Here is an 18,593-nt window from a genome sequence, read left to right as displayed (position 1 = left end):
TACTCATCCAATCAAAGCCTTATAAGCATCTTTATCTAACAACCCCTCCAGTTGTGTCTCATCCTGCAATGTCATTTTCCATAACCAGCCTTCTGTTTCGGGTTTCTGGTTTACCAGTTCAGGATTATCAGCCAAGGCTTCATTTATTTCGACCACTTCACCATCAAGAGGAGCATAAACATCTGAAGCCGCCTTCACTGATTCCACAACAGCCGCTGCCTCTCCTTTGGAGAGTTTTGTCCCACTTTGTGGTAAATCAACAAAAACCAAATCCCCTAATTGCTCTTGCGCATAATGCGTAACCCCAACAGTCACCACTTGTCCTTCAACGCTAAGCCATTCATGGTCTTGTGTAAAATAAGTTTTAGACATAAAAAATCATCCTTTAAAATAACGTTGTTCAACAAAGGGAAGTGAATGAACTGATAATACAATCTTTTTGCCTCGCAGTTCTGTAAAGACTTGTGTCCCTTCAACTTTAAAATCAACAGGAACATAACCCATCGCGACAGGACCATCAAAAGAAGGACCAAAACCACCTGATGTTACAACGCCAATCTCATTACCTTGGTCATCAAGAAGCACCGCACCAGCACGAATAGGTTGGCGCGTTTGCGGTTTTAATCCAACACGACAACGAGCAGGTCCTTTTTGCAGTGCTTCAAGAAAAGCTTTCGCACCATAAAATTGTGCTTTTTCTCGAACACTTTTAGGAACAGCCCATGTTAAAGCCGCATCAATAGGTGTCGTATTAGGAGTAATATCATTTCCATGCAAACACAGCCCCGCTTCCAACCGCAAGCTATCTCGTGCGGCCAGTCCAATCCACTCAACCCGAGAATCACTCAGCAATTTTTCAGCCAACATATGCGCATGCCCTATAGGCAAAGCAATTTCAAAACCATCCTCTCCCGTATAACCAGAACGCGTTATAAACCAATCCTGTTGTGGTTCGAATCCTTGCATAAAGAACAATTCATTCCCTGGTAAATCGGCATCAGCAAGAACAGCTGCCGCTTCAGGACCTTGAAGAGCAAGCAATACCCTTTCAAGGGCAATCACTTGACATTCAAAATCAACAGCACGCTTTTCCAATTCTACAAAATCAGCCTGTGCATTCCCAGCATTGGCAACCAACATAAAACGGCCCTCTTCCAAACGGGTAATGATAAGATCATCAAGAATACCAGCCTGCTCATTAAGCAAATAATTATACCGTGAATGCCCAATCTTTAAAGCTGCGGCATCAATAGGAAAAGCATAGGACAAAAATTCCACAGCTTGTGCCCCTTCAACCGCAATCAATTTCATATGAGAAATATCAAAAAGTCCTGCATGCGCACGCGTATGAAGATGCTCTTTTAAAACGCCAAGAGGATAAGTTAAAGGCATGTTCCAACCCGCAAAAGCACCAAATTTTGCTCCTGCTTTTTCATGCAAATCATATAAAGGAAGTGTTTTTAAAAAAGATGTTTCTTGTGCTGTGCCCATAGTAACTCCAAAGCTGCGCTAACGCCCACAAAATATGGTCGTCTCTGCCCCCTCTGTCATCAACCTGAGAGACTCGCGAAAAGATCTTTCGCTTACACCTTCGGCGCGGGTTTTCCCGACTTTCCAGATCTGCCTTCTTCCTTTTACGGTCCTTAAAGCCTGAGAGATTATGGGCTATTTCCCCTTCGGCGGCAATGCGAAAATTTGCAATTTGCACTCTCCCGCAAAAGAATGAAAGAAACGATAACGCTCTTTCCAGCATATTTAAACCTATAGCCTATCTTTATCACACTGTCATTAGTAAAGTGATGAAAATGTTCTCATTTTAAAACTTGCATAAGCAGCTTCAAAAGATTTATAATAGTATCTTTTTGAACCTTAAAAAATTGCAAGGAACACATTTTAGGAAAATTAAGACAAAAATCAAAAGCCATAAAAAAATACCTCTTGAAAATCATGCAAAACGTCACACACTAAAAAGATCGCAAAGCAATATTCTTTCTCGCGCAGTTCAACCTTAAAGATAGGGTTTCATATTCTTTTTGAGAATAAGGACTTCAAGTATTTTATAAGTATGATTTTAATGCACAAGAAGTGGGTTTTCTGCTTTCTCAATAATGTTATAAATTGCGACTATCTACAGACTAAAACTACCGAACAAAGGTGACAAAATACTCATGAAAGCTGGTAATATCTCTTACAATTGCGAAAATGATCTTCCTAAGCAAATTGCTCTTTTTCCTTTAGAAGGTGCACTCTTACTACCCGGTGGTTTTTTATCACTCAATATTTTTGAACCAGAATCACTTGAAATGATTGAAAATGTTATGGTAACTGATCGTCTATTGGGCATTATTCAACCACTTTCATCGGATACAGATCGCTTCTCTACACAACTTTATAAAACAGGCTGTATAGGGCGCATTACAAACTACAGTGAAACAGGAAACGGACAACTGTTCATTATCTTACAAGGTGTTTGCCGCTTCACTTTAGAACAAGAATTGAAAAACACAAAATCCTATCGAACAGCTCTCATCCAATCAAACATAAAAGACTTGCAAGAATTTGATATTGAAGAAAGCATTAACCGAGAGAACTTACTCGACGTTGTAGAAAAATATCTAACCATACATGAAATGGAATATAATTGGAGCAGCATCATAGAAGCCCCTACACCTATATTGGTTAATGCTTTTTCAGCTCTTATCCCCTTTACACCAGCAGAAAAACAAGCTCTCCTTGAAGCTCCAGATATCGAAAGCCGTGCCCAAACTCTTCTTGCATTAACAGAACGCTCGCTCATGAAACAAACAGGAACAGATTACCGCTTAAACTAATGAATGTCCAAACATGAAAAAAATGACCACAGATCCCAAAATGCTCGAATTGCTCGTCTGCCCAATGACGAAAGGCACGCTCTCTTTCAACCGAAAAACACAAGAGCTCATTTCTCTCAAAGCCAAACTTGCCTACCCTATTCGTGATGGCGTTCCCATTATGCTTGCCTCAGAAGCGCGCCCTTTGCAAAACAATGAAGAAATAACGCATAAAAAATAAAAAATCCTCATGCAATTTCCCTCTACAAGCCCACTGTTATCAATCCTCTATCAATATGATATCTCAATATTTACGATTTCTGAAAAAAAGAGTTTTACAATATAGCAATACACTGATTTAAAAGATATTTGTATCGCTTTACATCTTGTAATAAAAGCCAAAAATATCATCAGATTCTCTCATTTTAAACGTGTTCTATATTGAATCAATCAAAATCTCTTGTTTGCACATTACAAGCAAAGTTGGCATGTGAGTAAAAATGTACAAAAAGGCATACCTCTTATTGAATCGTCTCACATACCAAAAGCTGTAACGACATTGTGTGCTGGAAAAATGTATAATGGTGCTCACTTGCTCTTTTATTAAACGTAAATATGTGAGTATCCAACGGCTTTCCACTCATATAACTCACTTAAACAAAAGGCTTTCCAAACAAGCCTAAAAATATTCCCACACACTAAAAAACACTTAAATATATCGAAAAAGCTTAAAGATCTTATACCACCATACTCCAAATACTGATATTTTATAGCATAATAGAATTAAAGTAAAAAATAGACACGAAAAAAAATATATATAACTTTCATAAGAATTTATCTATATAATGGATTACTTAAGTTTATTCTGTTGTGCCATAAATTCTATCATGTAAGATATGAGGGCATGAAGCACGCATACCTCCTTAAAACATTCAAATGTTTTTTAGATACCCAATATCTTTTAAAATATTTTTTAAGCTTGCTTGTTAAGCCTTTAGTTTAAGTGAAAAATGGGAAGCCGCTAGAATCTAGTTGTTTACAGACTGTAATAGGAAGCTTCGCTTTTAAAGGCATAGGGAGAAAATTAAATAATTCAACAATTAATAGATAAAGTATTAAAAGATTCCACGAACGCGATAGGTAATACCATCCTCAAAAAATTCAAAAGTGAGAAGGTAAACAATTGACAGAAGATAAGAAATTCACTTAATTAAAGTGTTTTCTAAAGAGATAATAGTTTAGCGTAAAATATTCAATTTTTTCAATTCTGAAAGATTAAAAAAGACGTATCATTTGAAATAAAACAATTTATTGTACTAACGATGATGATTGGTGTGCATAAAATTGAGTTGTTGAAAATCAAAAATATAATTTAATGATGTTCCTTGACCAACTCACTCTCTCCTGAGTATAGCACGGGGAATAAACTTGGAGAGACATGAGGAGTATATAGAAAATGAGTTTTAAAGTTGCAATTGTCGGCGCAACCGGAAATGTTGGTCGTGAAATGCTTACAATTTTAGAAGAACGAGGTTTTCCTGCCCATGAAATTGTCCCTCTAGCATCACGACGTTCATTAGGACAAGAAGTTTCTTATGGAGATAAAACTTTAAAAGTAAAAGCACTAGATACTTATGATTTTTCTGACACAGATTTTTGTCTTATGTCTGCAGGAGGGAGCATTTCCAAAGAATACGCCCCTAAAATCGCTGCTGCTGGCTGTGTCGTCATCGATAATTCCTCCACATGGCGCTATGATGCCAATGTTCCGTTGATCGTCCCTGAAGTTAATGGCGAAGCTATAAATGCCTTTTCTAAGCGTAATATTATAGCAAATCCTAATTGTTCAACAATTCAACTGGTCTTAGCTTTAAAACCTCTCCATGATGCTGCAATCATTAAACGTGTTGTTGTCTCTACATATCAATCGGTTTCTGGAGCTGGTAAAGCAGGGATGGACGAACTTTTCGAACAATCACGCGCAGTTTTTGTTGCTGACCCAATTACATCAAAAAAATTCACTAAACGCATTGCCTTTAATGTCATTCCTCATATCGATGTTTTTATGGAAGATGGTTACACAAAAGAAGAATGGAAAATGACGGTCGAGACGAAGAAAATTCTCGATCCAAAAATTAAATTAACGGCCACTGCTGTTCGGGTCCCTGTCTTTATCGGTCATGCCGAAGCTGTTCATGTTGAATTTGAAAAACCACTAAGCGCATCTGAAGCACAAGCGCTCCTACGCGATGCACCAGGCTGTCAGCTTATCGATAAACACGAAGATGGTGGTTATACCACACCTTATGAAGGTACCGGAGAAGATGATACCTTTATTAGTCGTGTTCGTGAAGATATCACCGTTGAAAATGGTTTAGCTTTCTGGGTTGTCGCCGATAATTTAAGAAAAGGAGCAGCATTGAATGCCGTTCAAATTGCTGAATTGCTCATTTCTCGTAATTTGATAAAGCCTAAGTCGGCAAATTAACGCCTTGTCCGAAAGGACAAAGAGCCCTAGCCGGTTTGTTAAAAGTCCGGCTTTTTAATATCTTCCATCTAACACCATCTTGAAAGGGTATTATTTCGAAGCGTTGGCAAATTCTACCCTGAATATTCTTAGCTCTCTCTCCCTTAAAAAAGGAAAATCTCTCTACACCGATATGAACACAATCGCATTTTTGAAGGAGTTTGCACCAATGACCACCTTGATCCCGCTTTACGGAACAGCAAGATCAACAGCATAAAGCATTTTCTGCTTCATGCTGCTGATCCTTTTTGTCATTCCGGTTGTGAAATTAACTTTACCCTTATCGAGCAGGATAGGTCACAACACGGTAACGTGTTTCATTCCGTTCAAAATTTTTGTAATTGACATTATCAGGAAAGGAGGGATTATAAGCACTCACGTGCTTTACAGAAACGCCTTGTGCTTTTGGCGATGGATTTAAAATTGTTCGTTCATCCCTTTTTTTGACACCTGTAGAATCGATAATCACATCTGTTCTGTATAGTTTTTGCATATTTTTCCGTGTTTTTTGCATCGCCGGAAGAGCTTTAAAGTCAGAAACAGCCTGTTTTACTTTTTCTTTTGGCGATTTTACCATGAAGTTTGATTTTACAGGCATCTTTTTAAAAGCAATGGTAGGAACATCGTTAACATTGACGTAACGTGCAGATGCCCAACCAACTTTTCCGTGATAACCAAGGGAACACCAAGCTTTATTGGATAGGCAGCCATAAATTTGCACTTTTGCTCCCATTGGAACCATTGTGATAACTTTATAAGCTGTCGCAGGACCTGTGCGTAAAGATAGCTGACCTGATGCAACACGAGCAACTGTTCCTGTAATGGTTCCAGCTTCCGCGTGAAAAGCAGTCACAGCCACCTCTGACGCTCCCAAAGCCCATAAAATCATTGTTGTTGATAAAAATTTCTTTCTTAACATTATTTTTCTTCCTCTCTAAAACATGTGAAGGGCAAAATTTCGCCTTTACAAAAATTTGCCGCGTTTAAATCCAATGATCATCACCTTTATTCCCCCCAAAAAGCCCCTATAACAGTGCAACAAAATCTCTCTTTATTCCCACTACACGAACACGAGCTTTTGATCTTGATTGCGCAGTATATTCTTCATGAATTTACGGCTAAAGCATCATCTGATTGTCCGGTTCTTCAACCAATCGTCCCTTAAAGAAGTTTTTTAAGTGTCATTGGTTCCCTAAACAAATGATTGCAATAGAAGAATTGATTGCCTGAGTTTCTGAGAATGAATGATGATAAGCCCCCAAAACTACTAAAAATAGAAAGAAAAATAATACTCTTTTAAAAATAAAAGTGATTGAATATTCTCTAAAGCTTGTATAACTTTAAATCTGCCTAAAAAAATACAGAGCATATTGAAACTTTCCTCAAAAAATCTCCTAGACAAAGAAAGTTAAAAGTACATGACATTAAAAAATTTTTCTCGTAGTCGGATTATAGGATTATTCTTCTCTCTCTTTGCACTTTTTTTGTCTACTGCTTTTTCCATGGCCGCAGACAAAACAAAAATTAAACTTGGTATTATGGAAGGGCGGGATGCGATTATTTGGAAAACTGCTGCTGAACAGGCTAAAAAAGACGGTTTAGATATTGAACTCGTTTATTTTTCTGATTACGCTTTGCCTAATGACGCTGTTAACGCAGGAGAGATCGATGCGAATGCTTTTCAGCACGCCCCTTATCTTAATGAACAAATGAAACAACGTGGCTATAAACTTTCAATTGTCGGCTATACATTTATTGCTCCAATCGGTGTTTATTCACACAAAATAAAAGACTTAAAAGATCTTCGTGATGGTGCACATGTTGGTATTCCGAACGACCCATCTAATGGTGGAAGAGCCTTACTTCTTCTTAATTCTTTAGGTCTCATTAAGTTAAAAGATCCTCATAATATTCTTGCATCTCCACTTGATATTATCGAAAATCCTAAAAACCTGCAAATTCGTGAGCTCGATGCCGGTATGTTAGGACGAGCTATTGACGATTTTGACCTTGCAATTATAAACACAAACTGGGCTATTGTTTCCGGATTAAACTTCGAAAAAGATGTAGTCGCATGGGAGAGCGCAAAAAATAATCCTTATGATAATATCATCGTTGTACGCACGAGCGAAAAAGATGAGCCATGGGTTAAAAAATTAGTTGCCGCTTACAACAACGATCTTATCCGTGCAAAAATCAAAGAGATTTTTGGCAATACCGCCCAAACATCTTGGTAATTGTGCCAAATATCTGAGTAACTGTGCCAAATATCCGAGTAATTGTGAATGGAAAAACCTACTCTTATCTCCTTAAAAAACATCAGCCGTTGTTTTAACAAAACGGCTGGTATTCCGGTAATTAATAATCTCTCTTTAAATATCCATGCTGGTGAAATCCTTGGCATTATTGGGCGCAGTGGAGCAGGAAAATCAACACTTATTCGCTGTTTAAATGGGTTAGAGAAGATTGATGCAGGGTCCATTTTTTTTGAAGGTGTTGATATTTCTAATCTATCAGAGATAGAATGGGCGCCTTACCGTCAACGAATTGGGATGATTTTTCAACATTTCAATCTTCTCTCATCGCAGAATATTCTTGATAACATTGCATTGCCACTTAAATTAAGTGGTGTAAGTAAAAAACAACGCCACAAACGTGCCCTTGAACTGATTGAATTGGTTGGGTTATCTGGGAAAGAATATTGCTATCCAGCACAATTGTCCGGGGGACAAAAACAACGCGTTGGCATTGCACGCGCTCTTGCTGCTAATCCTAAAATATTGTTATCAGATGAAGCCACCTCTGCTCTTGACCCTGAAACAACACAATCTATTCTAGAGCTCCTTGCTGATATTAATAAACACCTCAATCTCACGATTGTGCTCATCACCCATGAAATGGAAGTTGTGCGCACCATAGCGCATCGCGTTGTTGTTCTTAATCAGGGAAACATTGTAGAAGAAGGACGTGTGAAAGACATCTTTACATCACCGCAAGACGATACAACCATCGCCATGCTCAAGCTTGTCACCCCGCAACTTCCTGAAAAATTTGCGAAAAATCTCAAACCAATCGGACGAGAAGCTGTCATTGAAATTAATATTGCCGGTGAAATTGCCCAGCAGCCTTTTCTTCATCTTCTAGAAAATGAGAGTGGTTTAAAAGCACGTATTTTGCATGGTGGCATTGATACAGTTCAAGATGAAACCATCGGGAGACTCTTCTTGGCTCTTCCTGGAGAAGATAAAGAAGCTTTAGAAAAAGCTGTTCAATGGTTAACAAAAAAAGGACGATATTGTGAGGTCTTAGGCTATGTTTAATGTTCTGTCTCATGAACTTCCCCAAGCTGTTATTGATACAATATTGATGACACTTAGTGCTTCTGTTATGGCATTTATTATAGGGCTTCCCCTTGGTCTTCTTCTTCACACAACAGCACGCGGGGGGATTTTTTCCTCATCTCTCATCAATCGCCCTTTAAGTATGATCATTGACAGTATTCGTGCTATTCCCTTTATCATTCTTGCATTTTATCTTCTGCCCATAACACGTATCGTTGTAGGAAGAGGGATAGGAATGCCTGCTGTAATTTTTATACTGACCATTTCAGCTATCCCTTTTTATGCACGCATGGCAGAACTCTCTTTTAAAACCGTTGAAAACGGTCTTATTGAAGCGATCCGCTCTATGGGTGCAAGTCGTCTTCAAATTATCAGACATGTTCTTATTCCTGAAGCTCTCCCTAGCCTGATTACAGGTTTTACAGTCATGGTCATTTCTCTGATAGGAGCCACCTCACTTGCTGGATATCTTGGTGGAGGCGGTTTAGGGGATATGGCAATCCGCTATGGCTACCAACGCTATAATACCTTCATCATGACCATTGTTATCCTCCTTTTGATCATGCTCAATATTATAACCCAATGGACTTCTGATAAAATCGTACAAAAACTTGATAAAACAAAATGTTGAAAAAATCAGCATTTCACATGCCAGTACCATTATCTTCTTTTCCCCTTCCCAAATGCAACACTCCTTGGCTATCGAGCGCACATAAAAGCCAAGCACTTTTTCTTTTTTCTTAAACAGTTTTATCCCCATAAGCCCTGTTTTATAAAAGGCAAGCAAATAGTTTTAATGGATTCAATATAAAAGGACATGAAATAAGAAATCTTGCAATATTCGAGCTTCTCTCCCAATATAGCAATGATCAATTAATATGTTGACCACGACCTGCTCTCAGCATAGCAACAAACTGTCGAAATGATCTAAGAGGCATAGCAACCTGCTCTGGCTATCAACGCTATGATAGCTCCACCATATCTATCATCCTATAGATTATTCTCAATATTATTATTGAAGAAACTTCTAATAGAGTTGTATAAAATTTTATAAAATAAAGCACTCAACTAATCTAGATATTGGAAGGTTTTTCTTCCACAACAGCAACAATAAGCCATTGAGCTGTAAGAGCTGGTTTTTTTAACTTTTCAACTTCCACACTAACCCCATAATGGAAAACCACGCGACCAGAAGGGCGAATTTCTGCATCGTCTAACACAAAACGTGCACGTATCCGTACCCCTGTTTTTACAGGACTCATGAAGCGTACTTTATCGAAACCATAATTAATCCCCATTGTGGTCCCTTCCAACTCAGGAAGAGCCTCATAAGCAAGCGTAGATAAAAGCGATAATGTTAAAAAACCATGAGCAATCGTGCCACCAAAAGGTGTCTGTTTAGCCTTTTCCTCATCAACGTGTATCCATTGATGATCATCTGTAGCGCATGCAAACTGATTAATCATATCCTGTGTAACAAGACGCCATCCCGATAATCCCACTTCTTTCCCAATAAAACTGGTAACATCTTGTATTGCTATTTTTTGCTGCATAACGCTATTCCTATTTATTTGATAAAAACAACCACCCCTCTTGCTTTTATAAAATCCATTGATTAGAGCATCAAGAATAAAAGATTAATTGTCTTAAAAACAAATGCACCTTATGAATAAGAAAACTCTTTTAGCAGAATAGTTTTCAAATGGGAAAAAAGAATGGCAAGCAATGTGAACCTAACAGGTTTAGCGCATGATTTGAAACAACGTGCAGAAAAGCATCCCCCCATCCGTATTGGACTGATTGGTTGTGGTGAAATGGGTACAGATTTATTATCAAGTATTGCGCATATGGATGGTATAACAGTCGCCGCAGTCGCCACGAGGACACCGTCACGTATTTTTGATGCCGCTACACTCGCCTATGGCGAAGATGGACATGTCAGCGAAGTTGAAAATGCTCATGCTCTCACGCAAAGCATTGAAAAGGGTTTGATTGCAGCAACAGATGATATTAACCTTGTTTTGCGCCATGAACAAATTGATATTATCGTTGATGCAACAGGCTATCCCGAAGCAGGAGCAGAAATTGGTATCAAAGCGCTTGAGAATAACAAACATCTTGTCATGATGAATGTTGAAGCAGATGTTACAATTGGCGCTTATCTCAAACATGAAGCAGAAAAACGAGGGCTCATTTATACACTTGGTGCCGGCGATGAACCTACTTCTTGTATGGAACTCATAGAATTTGTTTCAGCCCTTGGACATAAGATTGTTGCAGCAGGTAAAGGAAAAAATAATCCTCTACTCTTTGATGCTACACCTGATGCTTACGAAGAAGAAGCATTCCGGCGTAATATGAATGTGCGCATGTTGGTCGAATTTATTGATGGTTCCAAAACGATGGTTGAAATGGCAGCAATTGCCAATGCCACCGGACTTCTCCCCGATTGTCCGGGAATGCATGGACCACAAGCGGCACTGCAAGATTTAAACAAAGTGCTTATTCCAAAACAAGATGGGGGCATTTTGCAGCAATATGGTGTTGTAGATTATTCAACAGGTCCAGGTGTTTCACCTGGTGTCTTTGTTATTGCCGAAATAGCACACCCACGTTTACGCGAGCGTATGGAAGATTTAAAAATTGGTCAGGGGCCTTACTTCACCTTTCATCGCCCCTATCATTTAACAGCAATGGAAGTTCCCCTCACCTGCGCACGTATTATGCTTTATGGCAAAAAAGATATGGTTCCTCTTAGCCATCCCGTAGTAGAAGTCTGTGCTGTTGCTAAAAAAGATTTACACCCAGGTGATCAGCTAGACTTTATCGGTCTTTATACTTATCGTGCTTGGATAATGAACATTGCAGAAGCACGCGCTCACCACGCCATTCCTTGTGGTCTTTTAGAAAAAGCAACAGTAACAGCTGCAATTAAAAAAAATGAACTCATTACAGTGCATAATACTGCTATTCGTGAAGATCAATGGATTGCACGTCTTCGTGCTAAACAAGACCTTTTACTTCATTGCCCTTCTTCGGCTAAGCTATAAACACTCCTGAATTACCTTACTTAACAGTATCCTTCCCTTACGCAACAGAACAATCCAAAATACACTTGTATCGCAAATACAGGTTTATGTTTTAATAAAAGCATTTTCCAACGACGCACATCACCACTTCCCTCTCACAATATGGCCCGTAAATGCAACAATATAAACCACCCCATGAGATGGCATAAGGTTCACTGTGTATCACGACCTTACTCTATAAAGATACAAAATCGGCACTATCATTTTATTTACCAATATTACGACAGCGCATCGCACTTGAGATGATTCATGAGAAAAGTTTTTACTCTTTTTTCTTTAATAATTTTGTCCATACACAAACACAACTTGTTATACGTAAAAAATACTTTTGATGGATTTAACATAAAAAAATTTGAAATAATAAATTATATTTATCATTTTACTTTTTGCATGAGAGCCATAAATACAGGGACATTTTTTATTTTATCCTCTTATGAAAGATAAAAAAATTAAAAAGGATAAAATATACCTTTGATGAATAATCTTCATATGAGAAAAGGTAGACAAATATTAAAAGGCTGATAAAGAAAGTGAGTATATTAGCCTTGTTACTAGGATAATAACTATAAAGTGTAAAAAATCAGGTTACACTACTTTGTAAAAAAAACATAAATGTAGAACCTTCAACTTTAATACTGTTAATAAAAGCTACATTTATTATTAATAATAGTTATTTTATTATAAAATACAGTATAAATGATTTCAAGTATTTATTTTTTTCAACATAATGAATTCATCGGCTTTATCGATGATCTTTCTACTAAAGTATAACGAATATTCCCCAAAGAGATAAAACAGCACCTAATACATTCCCCAATACATAAAGAAGCAAGAAGTGATAAAATACCTCCCCCCCCAAAGGCTGAACCTGAAAAGGTAGCAGCTTTTTCAGTTTTCCCCAAAGCAATACCATCTTATTCCTCAACATCTTGAATAACTGCTATATCTAAAGTTTTAATAGATACATTTTTTTCTAATGTAGAAATAGTAATTGCCATTCTCTCTTGTAATTTATTATTTACAAAACTTGCATTTCCCTCTACAGTTTGTACAAAAAAGAGAATAAATAGTGTAAAAGTAAACGAACATACACGATTTTTAAACATATCTTTCTTTTCTCCTCTTTTTCTTCACTGAAAAAATGAAGAAATATTAAAATATATAAAACCAAAAACTTAAATTTAATATTTATAAAATTATATATAATACACTTTGTATTAAATGTAAATACACAAAAACAATAAATAATAAAATAATCTATTACTTTTACACTATAATAACTCAAGATACTAACAGTAATATTTTATCATTTTTATTTCCATGATTCAAAATAATAAGAATTTATCAAATTTCTCATTATAACAAATATTAAAAACAAATTTATTTGAATAAGTTATATAATATATATTTTATGCAATTAAATTTTAAATAACTATATCATTAAAAACTTTCGCTATAATAATAATACTTATACATTATTTCAATCAACACAAAAATGGAATATTGCTTAGTGAAGCTTTTATTATGTCACTCATCAATAAGCTTGAAAAATAAAATTGGTAGCAAATAAAAACCTCGATCTAAAATAAATCTATCCTAATAAAACAACATTAAAATAGTATACTACTTTTCTATAAAACAGCTATAAAGTGTAAAAAAGCAATTAAGATCTCTATTTTCAAATGGAAAAGATATTAATAAAATGATTCTCAATTTTTACTGATATATAAAGAAAAAATATCGCATAGCATCTTCAAAGAGGCAATTCAGCCCCCTTTATCCCATACAGCATAAAGAACGCAAAATATTGACTTTCAAACCTAATAAAACAAACGCATAAAATAAGTAAATCTATCAGATTTACAAAAAATTATAAGCAATACTAGAGCTCCAACAAACTACCTAAAACCAGATAAAAAGAGAGCCATAAAAAATGAGATGATCCCCCAAATACTGAAAAACAACTTTCTTTCTTAATTTTCATAAAAGTTATTCCATATTTTCCGTCAATATTGTAGATTACAGCCATATTTATATTTTGATTAATTATATTTACTCTGTATTAATAACAAATAATTCTCTTTGAAAGAAATTTCAGCAATATTCACATAACTATCTTCAATTTGTGCCAAATAAATAATAATAAATTGATCAAATTCTTGAAAGAAAAGTAATAGAGAAACTTACTAAAAATTGCATTTTTAAAATACCAACTTAAGTAAACACATTGAAAAAATAACACCATGAAAATTGATCTTGAATGATAAATTCATCAACCGATCACTTCAATCGCAAGATACTGATTTATAATAATAATTTATTGTTTTGCATGTTGAATGAGAAAGCTAACGATTATAAAACTCTCTTAATTTTAACTCTGTTTATATTGAATCAATCAAAATTCTTCACTTGCAAATCACAACCGAGATAGATGTGTGTATAAACACACTTGAAGAAAGAAAATATCACCTATGAGGTATTTTAACTATCAAGCGCTGTTAACACAGTATTGAAAACTGGCAAAGTGAATGATGGTGTTCCTTTTTACTTTAAAAGTGTAAAGATGGTGGAATACAATAGATTTTATATTATAAGGCTTTATCGTTGTACCATTCATGAATAGCGTCGCAAAATAGGTTTGGATACCTTGAGAAATGTTTCTTTAAAACAAGAGTGTCAATGTGCAACACAATGGCGTTCTGTTTATCATGTATCCAACGGTGTTTCTTATTGAATCATCTTATAAACTCACCAAGTTCTTTGAGATTGCAGGTTCATCTTACGTGAATTCTTCTCTTTATATTCATTTTTTCTCATGAACAATCTGTTAATACTCTATCCAAAGTAAAATTAATCAACAAATATTTTTATGCTTTTGTAATATACAGATACTTGAATTAAGAATTTAGAACTCCTGATTACAACCAAATTCTGTACTATCGCAATAATAGAAATAATTTAGTTATCCTCGCTCCATAACAGAAAGAAGAATATGCAGCTTACAGAAAAAATGTGTTTTCAAGAAACGATAAAAAATTATTTTTCATTCCATGATGTGCAGTATTTAATCTGTCTGAATATTTACTGATTAAAAATGAGAATACGCATCAAAAAGACTTACCAAAGATAACTATCTTGAGAAAGGTTGCCCCATAATTACAGAAAAAATTGCGTTGGCTTTGCTCAATAAAAGCTTCTCTATTTTTAACAAAGCTCTCATTTTTATGCATCCATATGTTTTATGCATGCATATGGGATGTAAAAATACGACTATTTGCGTTTCTCTTATAGATAGATTAAATAGTGACAGCACCTTCGATCACTTTGTTTCTGTTGACTCTTCTTTTGGGCCGTAATTTATGGTATCTAACACACCTTTTCTCGCTCTTTTACCTTTGGGCGCACATGAATATCACGGAGAGCACCTTCCTTTCGAAACCGACTGGATTATAGCTGAAGCTTTTGCAAAAGCCCTCACTTTACAAACAAAAGAACAATTCCCTATCGCACTTTTACCGGTTGAAAAGATTGGCTATTCTATAGAACATATGGATGTTACAGGCACACAAACCCTTACCTTTTCTGATGCGATTAAGCGATGGATAAAGATTGGTGAAAACTGCTATCACAAAGGGATCAACCGTCTTCTTCTTCTTAATGCTCACGGAGGCAATTCACCTTTAATGAGCATCGTTATCACCGAATTACGAAGGCGCCTTTCCATGCTCGCTGTAGCAACAAGCTGGAGCCGTTTTGGTTTACCACAAGGTCTCATGGAACCGTCTCAACAACATCTTGATATCCATGGAGGTTTTATCGAAACCTCTCTCATGCTCTATTTAGCACCAGAAAAAGTCCATATGGAAAAGGCAAAAAATTTTCATAATAAACAAGCGGATATGATTGCCAATTATCGGTATTTACGCGCTTATGGTCCTCATGCCTTTGGTTGGACAATGAAAGATCTAAATACGCAAGGGGCGGCAGGAAACGCAAGCAAAGCAACACCACAAGCCGGTGAAGCAATCTTTTCTCATGTTCTGTCTCAGCTTCGTGATTTACTTGATGATATCAATCGATTTAACATAGACACATGGCAATAAAGAATAATAAAAGGTCTCTCCATGGAAACGACACCTCTCCCAAAACTTCCCGTTACGGTTCTCACAGGCTATCTTGGTGCTGGAAAAACCACCCTTCTCAACCGTATTCTCAGTGAAAATCATGGCAAACGTTATGCCGTCATTGTCAATGAATTTGGTGAAATCGGTATTGATAATGACCTTATCATTGAATCCGACGAAGAAATTTATGAAATGAATAATGGCTGTGTTTGCTGCACCGTGCGTGGGGATCTCATTCGCATTCTGGAAAGTCTGATGCAACGTTCTCATCGATTTGATGCGATCATTATAGAAACGACAGGGCTTGCTGATCCCGTTCCCGTAGCACAGACCTTTTTCATGGATGATACTGTCCATGCAAAAACAGCTCTCGACAGTGTCATAGCGGTCGTTGATGCAAAGCATTTTCCCTCTCAATTAAAAACAAGTCGTGAAGCTGAAGACCAAATTGCCTTCGCGGATATTATTCTTTTAAATAAGATTGATCTTGTCACCCAACAAGAACGCAGCCATGCTGAATCCCTTATTCTGGCCATTAATCCTCGCGCTATACTCTATACAACACAGCGCACCAATATCCCTCTTGAGACACTTCTCAATCGTGGTTTTTTTGATCTCCAACGGACTCTCGATCATGAACCTCATTTTCTCGATCACCAACATACACACCAACATGCCAACCATGTGTGCGGTCCCGATTGTCATCATGACCATCATCACGCATCCACCATTCATGATATTACCATCACTTCTGTAAGTTTAAAAACAGGTCCTCTGCACCCAGAAAAATTTTTCCCTTGGATCCAGCAGATTACACAGCAACAAGGACCAGATATCTTACGTCTTAAAGGCATTATCGCCTTTCAAGGAGACGATGATCGTTACGTTATTCAAGGGATACATATGCTTCTTGAGGGACAACATCAACGCCCATGGCGTGAAGATGAAAAACGAGAAAGCCGCCTTGTTTTTATAGGACGCTCTCTTGATGCTGAAAAATTAAAAACTGGTTTTGAAAATTGCGCATAAGTGAGTGATAATGCCAAACATTACCCATTATGATCTCCAAAGTTACTGCCTTTCTTGCGGTTTTATAGGCAATAAACCAGCTTTTGTTTCCGTAGAAGGTTTCATTGTTTTTTTAAATCCAGCCCCACAAATCGTTGAAGTTCACCAAGGAATAATTTCAAGCCATTTTTCCCATGACAATACCGCGATCATCACCGGTGGAGAAGATGGAAAAGTCTGTCAAACAACGGCAGCGGATTATACAGAAGTGTTAAGCCAAAAAGAACGCAAATGGATAAACAACGTTGCTTTTGGTCCACAAAAAGCTTTTGCTTTTTCCTCCTCACGTTTCGCATTTGCGCATGTTGGAAAAGAACAACAAGAGCTCACACATGAACGTAGTGTAGAAGGCCTCGCTTTTGCCCCAAAGGGTTTACGACTTGCCGTTGCCCATTACAATGGAGTCACTCTTCATTGGTTATCAACGCAAGTATCTCCCACCACATTGGTATGGAAAGGAGCTCATTGTGGCGTCACCTTTTCACCAGACAACCGCTATGTCATTTCTACGATGCAAGAAAACGCTTTACACGGTTGGCGTCTCACTGATAATCAACATTTACGGATGAGTGGCTACCCAAGCAAAGTCAAAAGCTGGTCTTGGAGCGCAAAAGGAAAATGGCTAGCAACATCAGGTGCCTCTGCCGCAATTGTTTGGCCCTTTCATACAAAAGACGGCCCCATGGGAAAAACACCTCTAGAACTAGGCACACGAGCAAATGCGCTTGTTAGCACCGTTTCATGCCACCCAAACAAAGAAATTGTAGCAATAGGCTTCAATGATGGAATGATTTTAGCGGCACATTTTCATGATGGAAAAGAAGTCCTTCTAAAAGGTTATGGGAAAAGCGCTATCTCAGCACTTAACTGGGATCAAGCAGGGCAAAACCTCTCCTTCGGTAGCGAAAATGGTGAATGTGGTATAATCAAGATCACTGATTAAATTAAGCACCCAAAAGCGCAATCATCGCCGATAAAGAATGCCCACACAATCCTCCAGAAATCTTATCCCCTTGCATCTCTAGAGCTCTCAGAAATCCTATCTCCCTAATCTCCCCCCCAAAGTCTCCTAAAATCTTCGTAATCATTAAATCTTCCCTTTTCCTTTCCTTCCCCCCTTTAGACAAGAAAATACCTTAGACATGTTTTTTGACCTTTTAACATTGCTACCCCCATACAAGAATAAAAACATCACCCCTAAGACCGAAAACCCCACTCCCTATAAACATCTATATAGGCTACATACTTCCACAAAAGCATTTTTCTTAAAAATTCGGCAAAAAATAGCTGATATCATCATTAAAACAACGATTTATTCCTACGATCAGAAGAATGGAATTCAACACTATTTTCCTAAATAAAATTTTTTTTGATTTCCCTCTCTAAAGAGCAAGGTTGCCTACTAGCAGCCTTCTAAACTGCAGTTTTTTTCCTAGAAAATTCCATCTAATAATCATTTCATAGAGTTTCTATCACCGTCTTCTGTTCCGGTATCTCCTTCATCTCCAGATTCTGTCCCCACTCCTTCTGCGCCTGTTGAACCTGTACGTCCTTCTGTACCAACTGTTCCAGAGGACCATTCTTTTGTGCAACCTATGCCTGCACCGTTTGTTCCAGTTGAAGATTCTACTGAT

The 18,593-nt window shown here is 37.1% G+C and carries 17 protein-coding genes and 1 riboswitch; of the genes, 10 read left to right on the top strand and 7 right to left on the bottom strand.

The window, feature by feature from the left end:
* Nucleotides 1–3 precede the first annotated feature (3 nt).
* A complete protein-coding gene (gene gcvH / locus ACFIJL_RS07360) occupies nt 4–372 on the bottom strand; it encodes a glycine cleavage system protein GcvH (protein ID WP_375616693.1) in 369 nt (122 codons plus the stop codon).
* A gap of 6 nt (nt 373–378) precedes the next feature.
* The gene (gene gcvT / locus ACFIJL_RS07355; protein ID WP_375623896.1) at nt 379–1,491 is read right to left on the bottom strand and encodes a glycine cleavage system aminomethyltransferase GcvT; all 1,113 of its coding nucleotides are present in this window, start codon (nt 1,489–1,491) and stop codon (nt 379–381) included.
* A gap of 136 nt (nt 1,492–1,627) precedes the next feature.
* A riboswitch (glycine riboswitch) is annotated at nt 1,628–1,725 on the bottom strand.
* Nucleotides 1,726–2,168: 443 nt separating this feature from the next.
* On the opposite strand from gcvT, the gene ACFIJL_RS07350 reads away from it, so the two are divergent.
* The 3 genes from ACFIJL_RS07350 to ACFIJL_RS07340 all read left to right on the top strand — a co-directional run bounded on the left by ACFIJL_RS07350 (nt 2,169) and on the right by ACFIJL_RS07340 (nt 5,298).
* A complete protein-coding gene (locus ACFIJL_RS07350) occupies nt 2,169–2,831 on the top strand; it encodes an LON peptidase substrate-binding domain-containing protein (protein WP_375610818.1) in 663 nt (220 codons plus the stop codon).
* Between the two features lie 13 nt (nt 2,832–2,844).
* Nucleotides 2,845–3,051, top strand: coding sequence for a Trm112 family protein (locus tag ACFIJL_RS07345; RefSeq protein WP_273791466.1), 207 nt, complete (start codon nt 2,845–2,847; stop codon nt 3,049–3,051).
* 1,215 nt (nt 3,052–4,266) lie between these two features.
* On the top strand, nt 4,267–5,298 hold the full coding sequence (locus tag ACFIJL_RS07340; protein WP_375623893.1) for an aspartate-semialdehyde dehydrogenase: 1,032 nt from the start codon (nt 4,267–4,269) through the stop codon (nt 5,296–5,298).
* A 319-nt stretch (nt 5,299–5,617) separates the two neighbouring features.
* Here ACFIJL_RS07340 and ACFIJL_RS07335 read toward each other — a convergent pair whose 3' ends face one another.
* Nucleotides 5,618–6,256 (bottom strand): SH3 domain-containing protein, encoded by a 639-nt coding sequence (locus ACFIJL_RS07335; RefSeq protein ID WP_375623891.1) that lies wholly within the window; start codon nt 6,254–6,256, stop codon nt 5,618–5,620.
* Between the two features lie 499 nt (nt 6,257–6,755).
* Between ACFIJL_RS07335 and ACFIJL_RS07330 the strand changes: the two genes are divergently transcribed.
* Genes ACFIJL_RS07330 through ACFIJL_RS07320 form a run of 3 tightly spaced genes read left to right on the top strand, consistent with a single transcriptional unit; the run spans nt 6,756 to nt 9,309 of the window.
* Nucleotides 6,756–7,574, top strand: coding sequence for a MetQ/NlpA family ABC transporter substrate-binding protein (locus ACFIJL_RS07330; RefSeq protein WP_375623889.1), 819 nt, complete (start codon nt 6,756–6,758; stop codon nt 7,572–7,574).
* Nucleotides 7,575–7,622: 48 nt separating this feature from the next.
* Nucleotides 7,623–8,657, top strand: a complete 1,035-nt coding sequence (locus ACFIJL_RS07325) for a methionine ABC transporter ATP-binding protein (RefSeq protein WP_273791471.1) — start codon at nt 7,623–7,625, stop codon at nt 8,655–8,657.
* Nucleotides 8,650–9,309, top strand: a complete 660-nt coding sequence (locus ACFIJL_RS07320; RefSeq protein WP_375623886.1) for a methionine ABC transporter permease — start codon at nt 8,650–8,652, stop codon at nt 9,307–9,309. The genes ACFIJL_RS07325 and ACFIJL_RS07320 overlap by 8 nt, the downstream gene beginning before the upstream one ends.
* A gap of 442 nt (nt 9,310–9,751) precedes the next feature.
* Here the strand turns inward: ACFIJL_RS07320 and ACFIJL_RS07315 are convergent, their stop codons facing one another.
* Nucleotides 9,752–10,231 (bottom strand): MaoC family dehydratase, encoded by a 480-nt coding sequence (locus ACFIJL_RS07315; protein WP_375623884.1) that lies wholly within the window; start codon nt 10,229–10,231, stop codon nt 9,752–9,754.
* Between the two features lie 162 nt (nt 10,232–10,393).
* Between ACFIJL_RS07315 and ACFIJL_RS07310 the strand changes: the two genes are divergently transcribed.
* On the top strand, nt 10,394–11,728 hold the full coding sequence (locus ACFIJL_RS07310; protein ID WP_375623882.1) for an NAD(P)H-dependent oxidoreductase: 1,335 nt from the start codon (nt 10,394–10,396) through the stop codon (nt 11,726–11,728).
* A 953-nt stretch (nt 11,729–12,681) separates the two neighbouring features.
* Here ACFIJL_RS07310 and ACFIJL_RS07305 read toward each other — a convergent pair.
* Entirely contained in the window at nt 12,682–12,873 is a 192-nt protein-coding gene (locus ACFIJL_RS07305) for a hypothetical protein (protein WP_375623880.1), read from the bottom strand.
* A 2,253-nt stretch (nt 12,874–15,126) separates the two neighbouring features.
* On the opposite strand from ACFIJL_RS07305, the gene ACFIJL_RS07300 reads away from it, so the two are divergent.
* From ACFIJL_RS07300 to ACFIJL_RS07290, 3 genes are read left to right on the top strand one after another with little or no spacing between them, the layout of a single operon-like run.
* The gene (locus ACFIJL_RS07300) at nt 15,127–15,870 is read left to right on the top strand and encodes a creatininase family protein (protein ID WP_375623878.1); all 744 of its coding nucleotides are present in this window, start codon (nt 15,127–15,129) and stop codon (nt 15,868–15,870) included.
* Between the two features lie 21 nt (nt 15,871–15,891).
* Nucleotides 15,892–16,920 (top strand): CobW family GTP-binding protein, encoded by a 1,029-nt coding sequence (locus ACFIJL_RS07295; RefSeq protein WP_375623876.1) that lies wholly within the window; start codon nt 15,892–15,894, stop codon nt 16,918–16,920.
* 10 nt (nt 16,921–16,930) lie between these two features.
* Entirely contained in the window at nt 16,931–17,902 is a 972-nt protein-coding gene (locus tag ACFIJL_RS07290) for a WD40 repeat domain-containing protein (RefSeq protein WP_375623874.1), read from the top strand.
* Between the two features lies 1 nt (nt 17,903).
* On the opposite strand, the gene ACFIJL_RS07285 is transcribed toward ACFIJL_RS07290, so the two are convergent.
* Both ACFIJL_RS07285 and ACFIJL_RS07280 read right to left on the bottom strand, forming a co-directional pair.
* A complete protein-coding gene (locus tag ACFIJL_RS07285) occupies nt 17,904–18,047 on the bottom strand; it encodes a hypothetical protein (protein ID WP_375623872.1) in 144 nt (47 codons plus the stop codon).
* Nucleotides 18,048–18,412: 365 nt separating this feature from the next.
* On the bottom strand, nt 18,413–18,593 hold a 181-nt coding region (locus ACFIJL_RS07280), incomplete at its 5' end, for a hypothetical protein (RefSeq protein WP_375623870.1).

Origin of the sequence: Bartonella sp. TT119HLJHH (genome assembly GCF_042193385.1) — a bacterium.
In the GTDB taxonomy this organism is placed as follows: Bacteria; Pseudomonadota; Alphaproteobacteria; order Rhizobiales; family Rhizobiaceae; genus Bartonella.
This window is presented reverse-complemented; position numbering and strand designations above follow the sequence as displayed.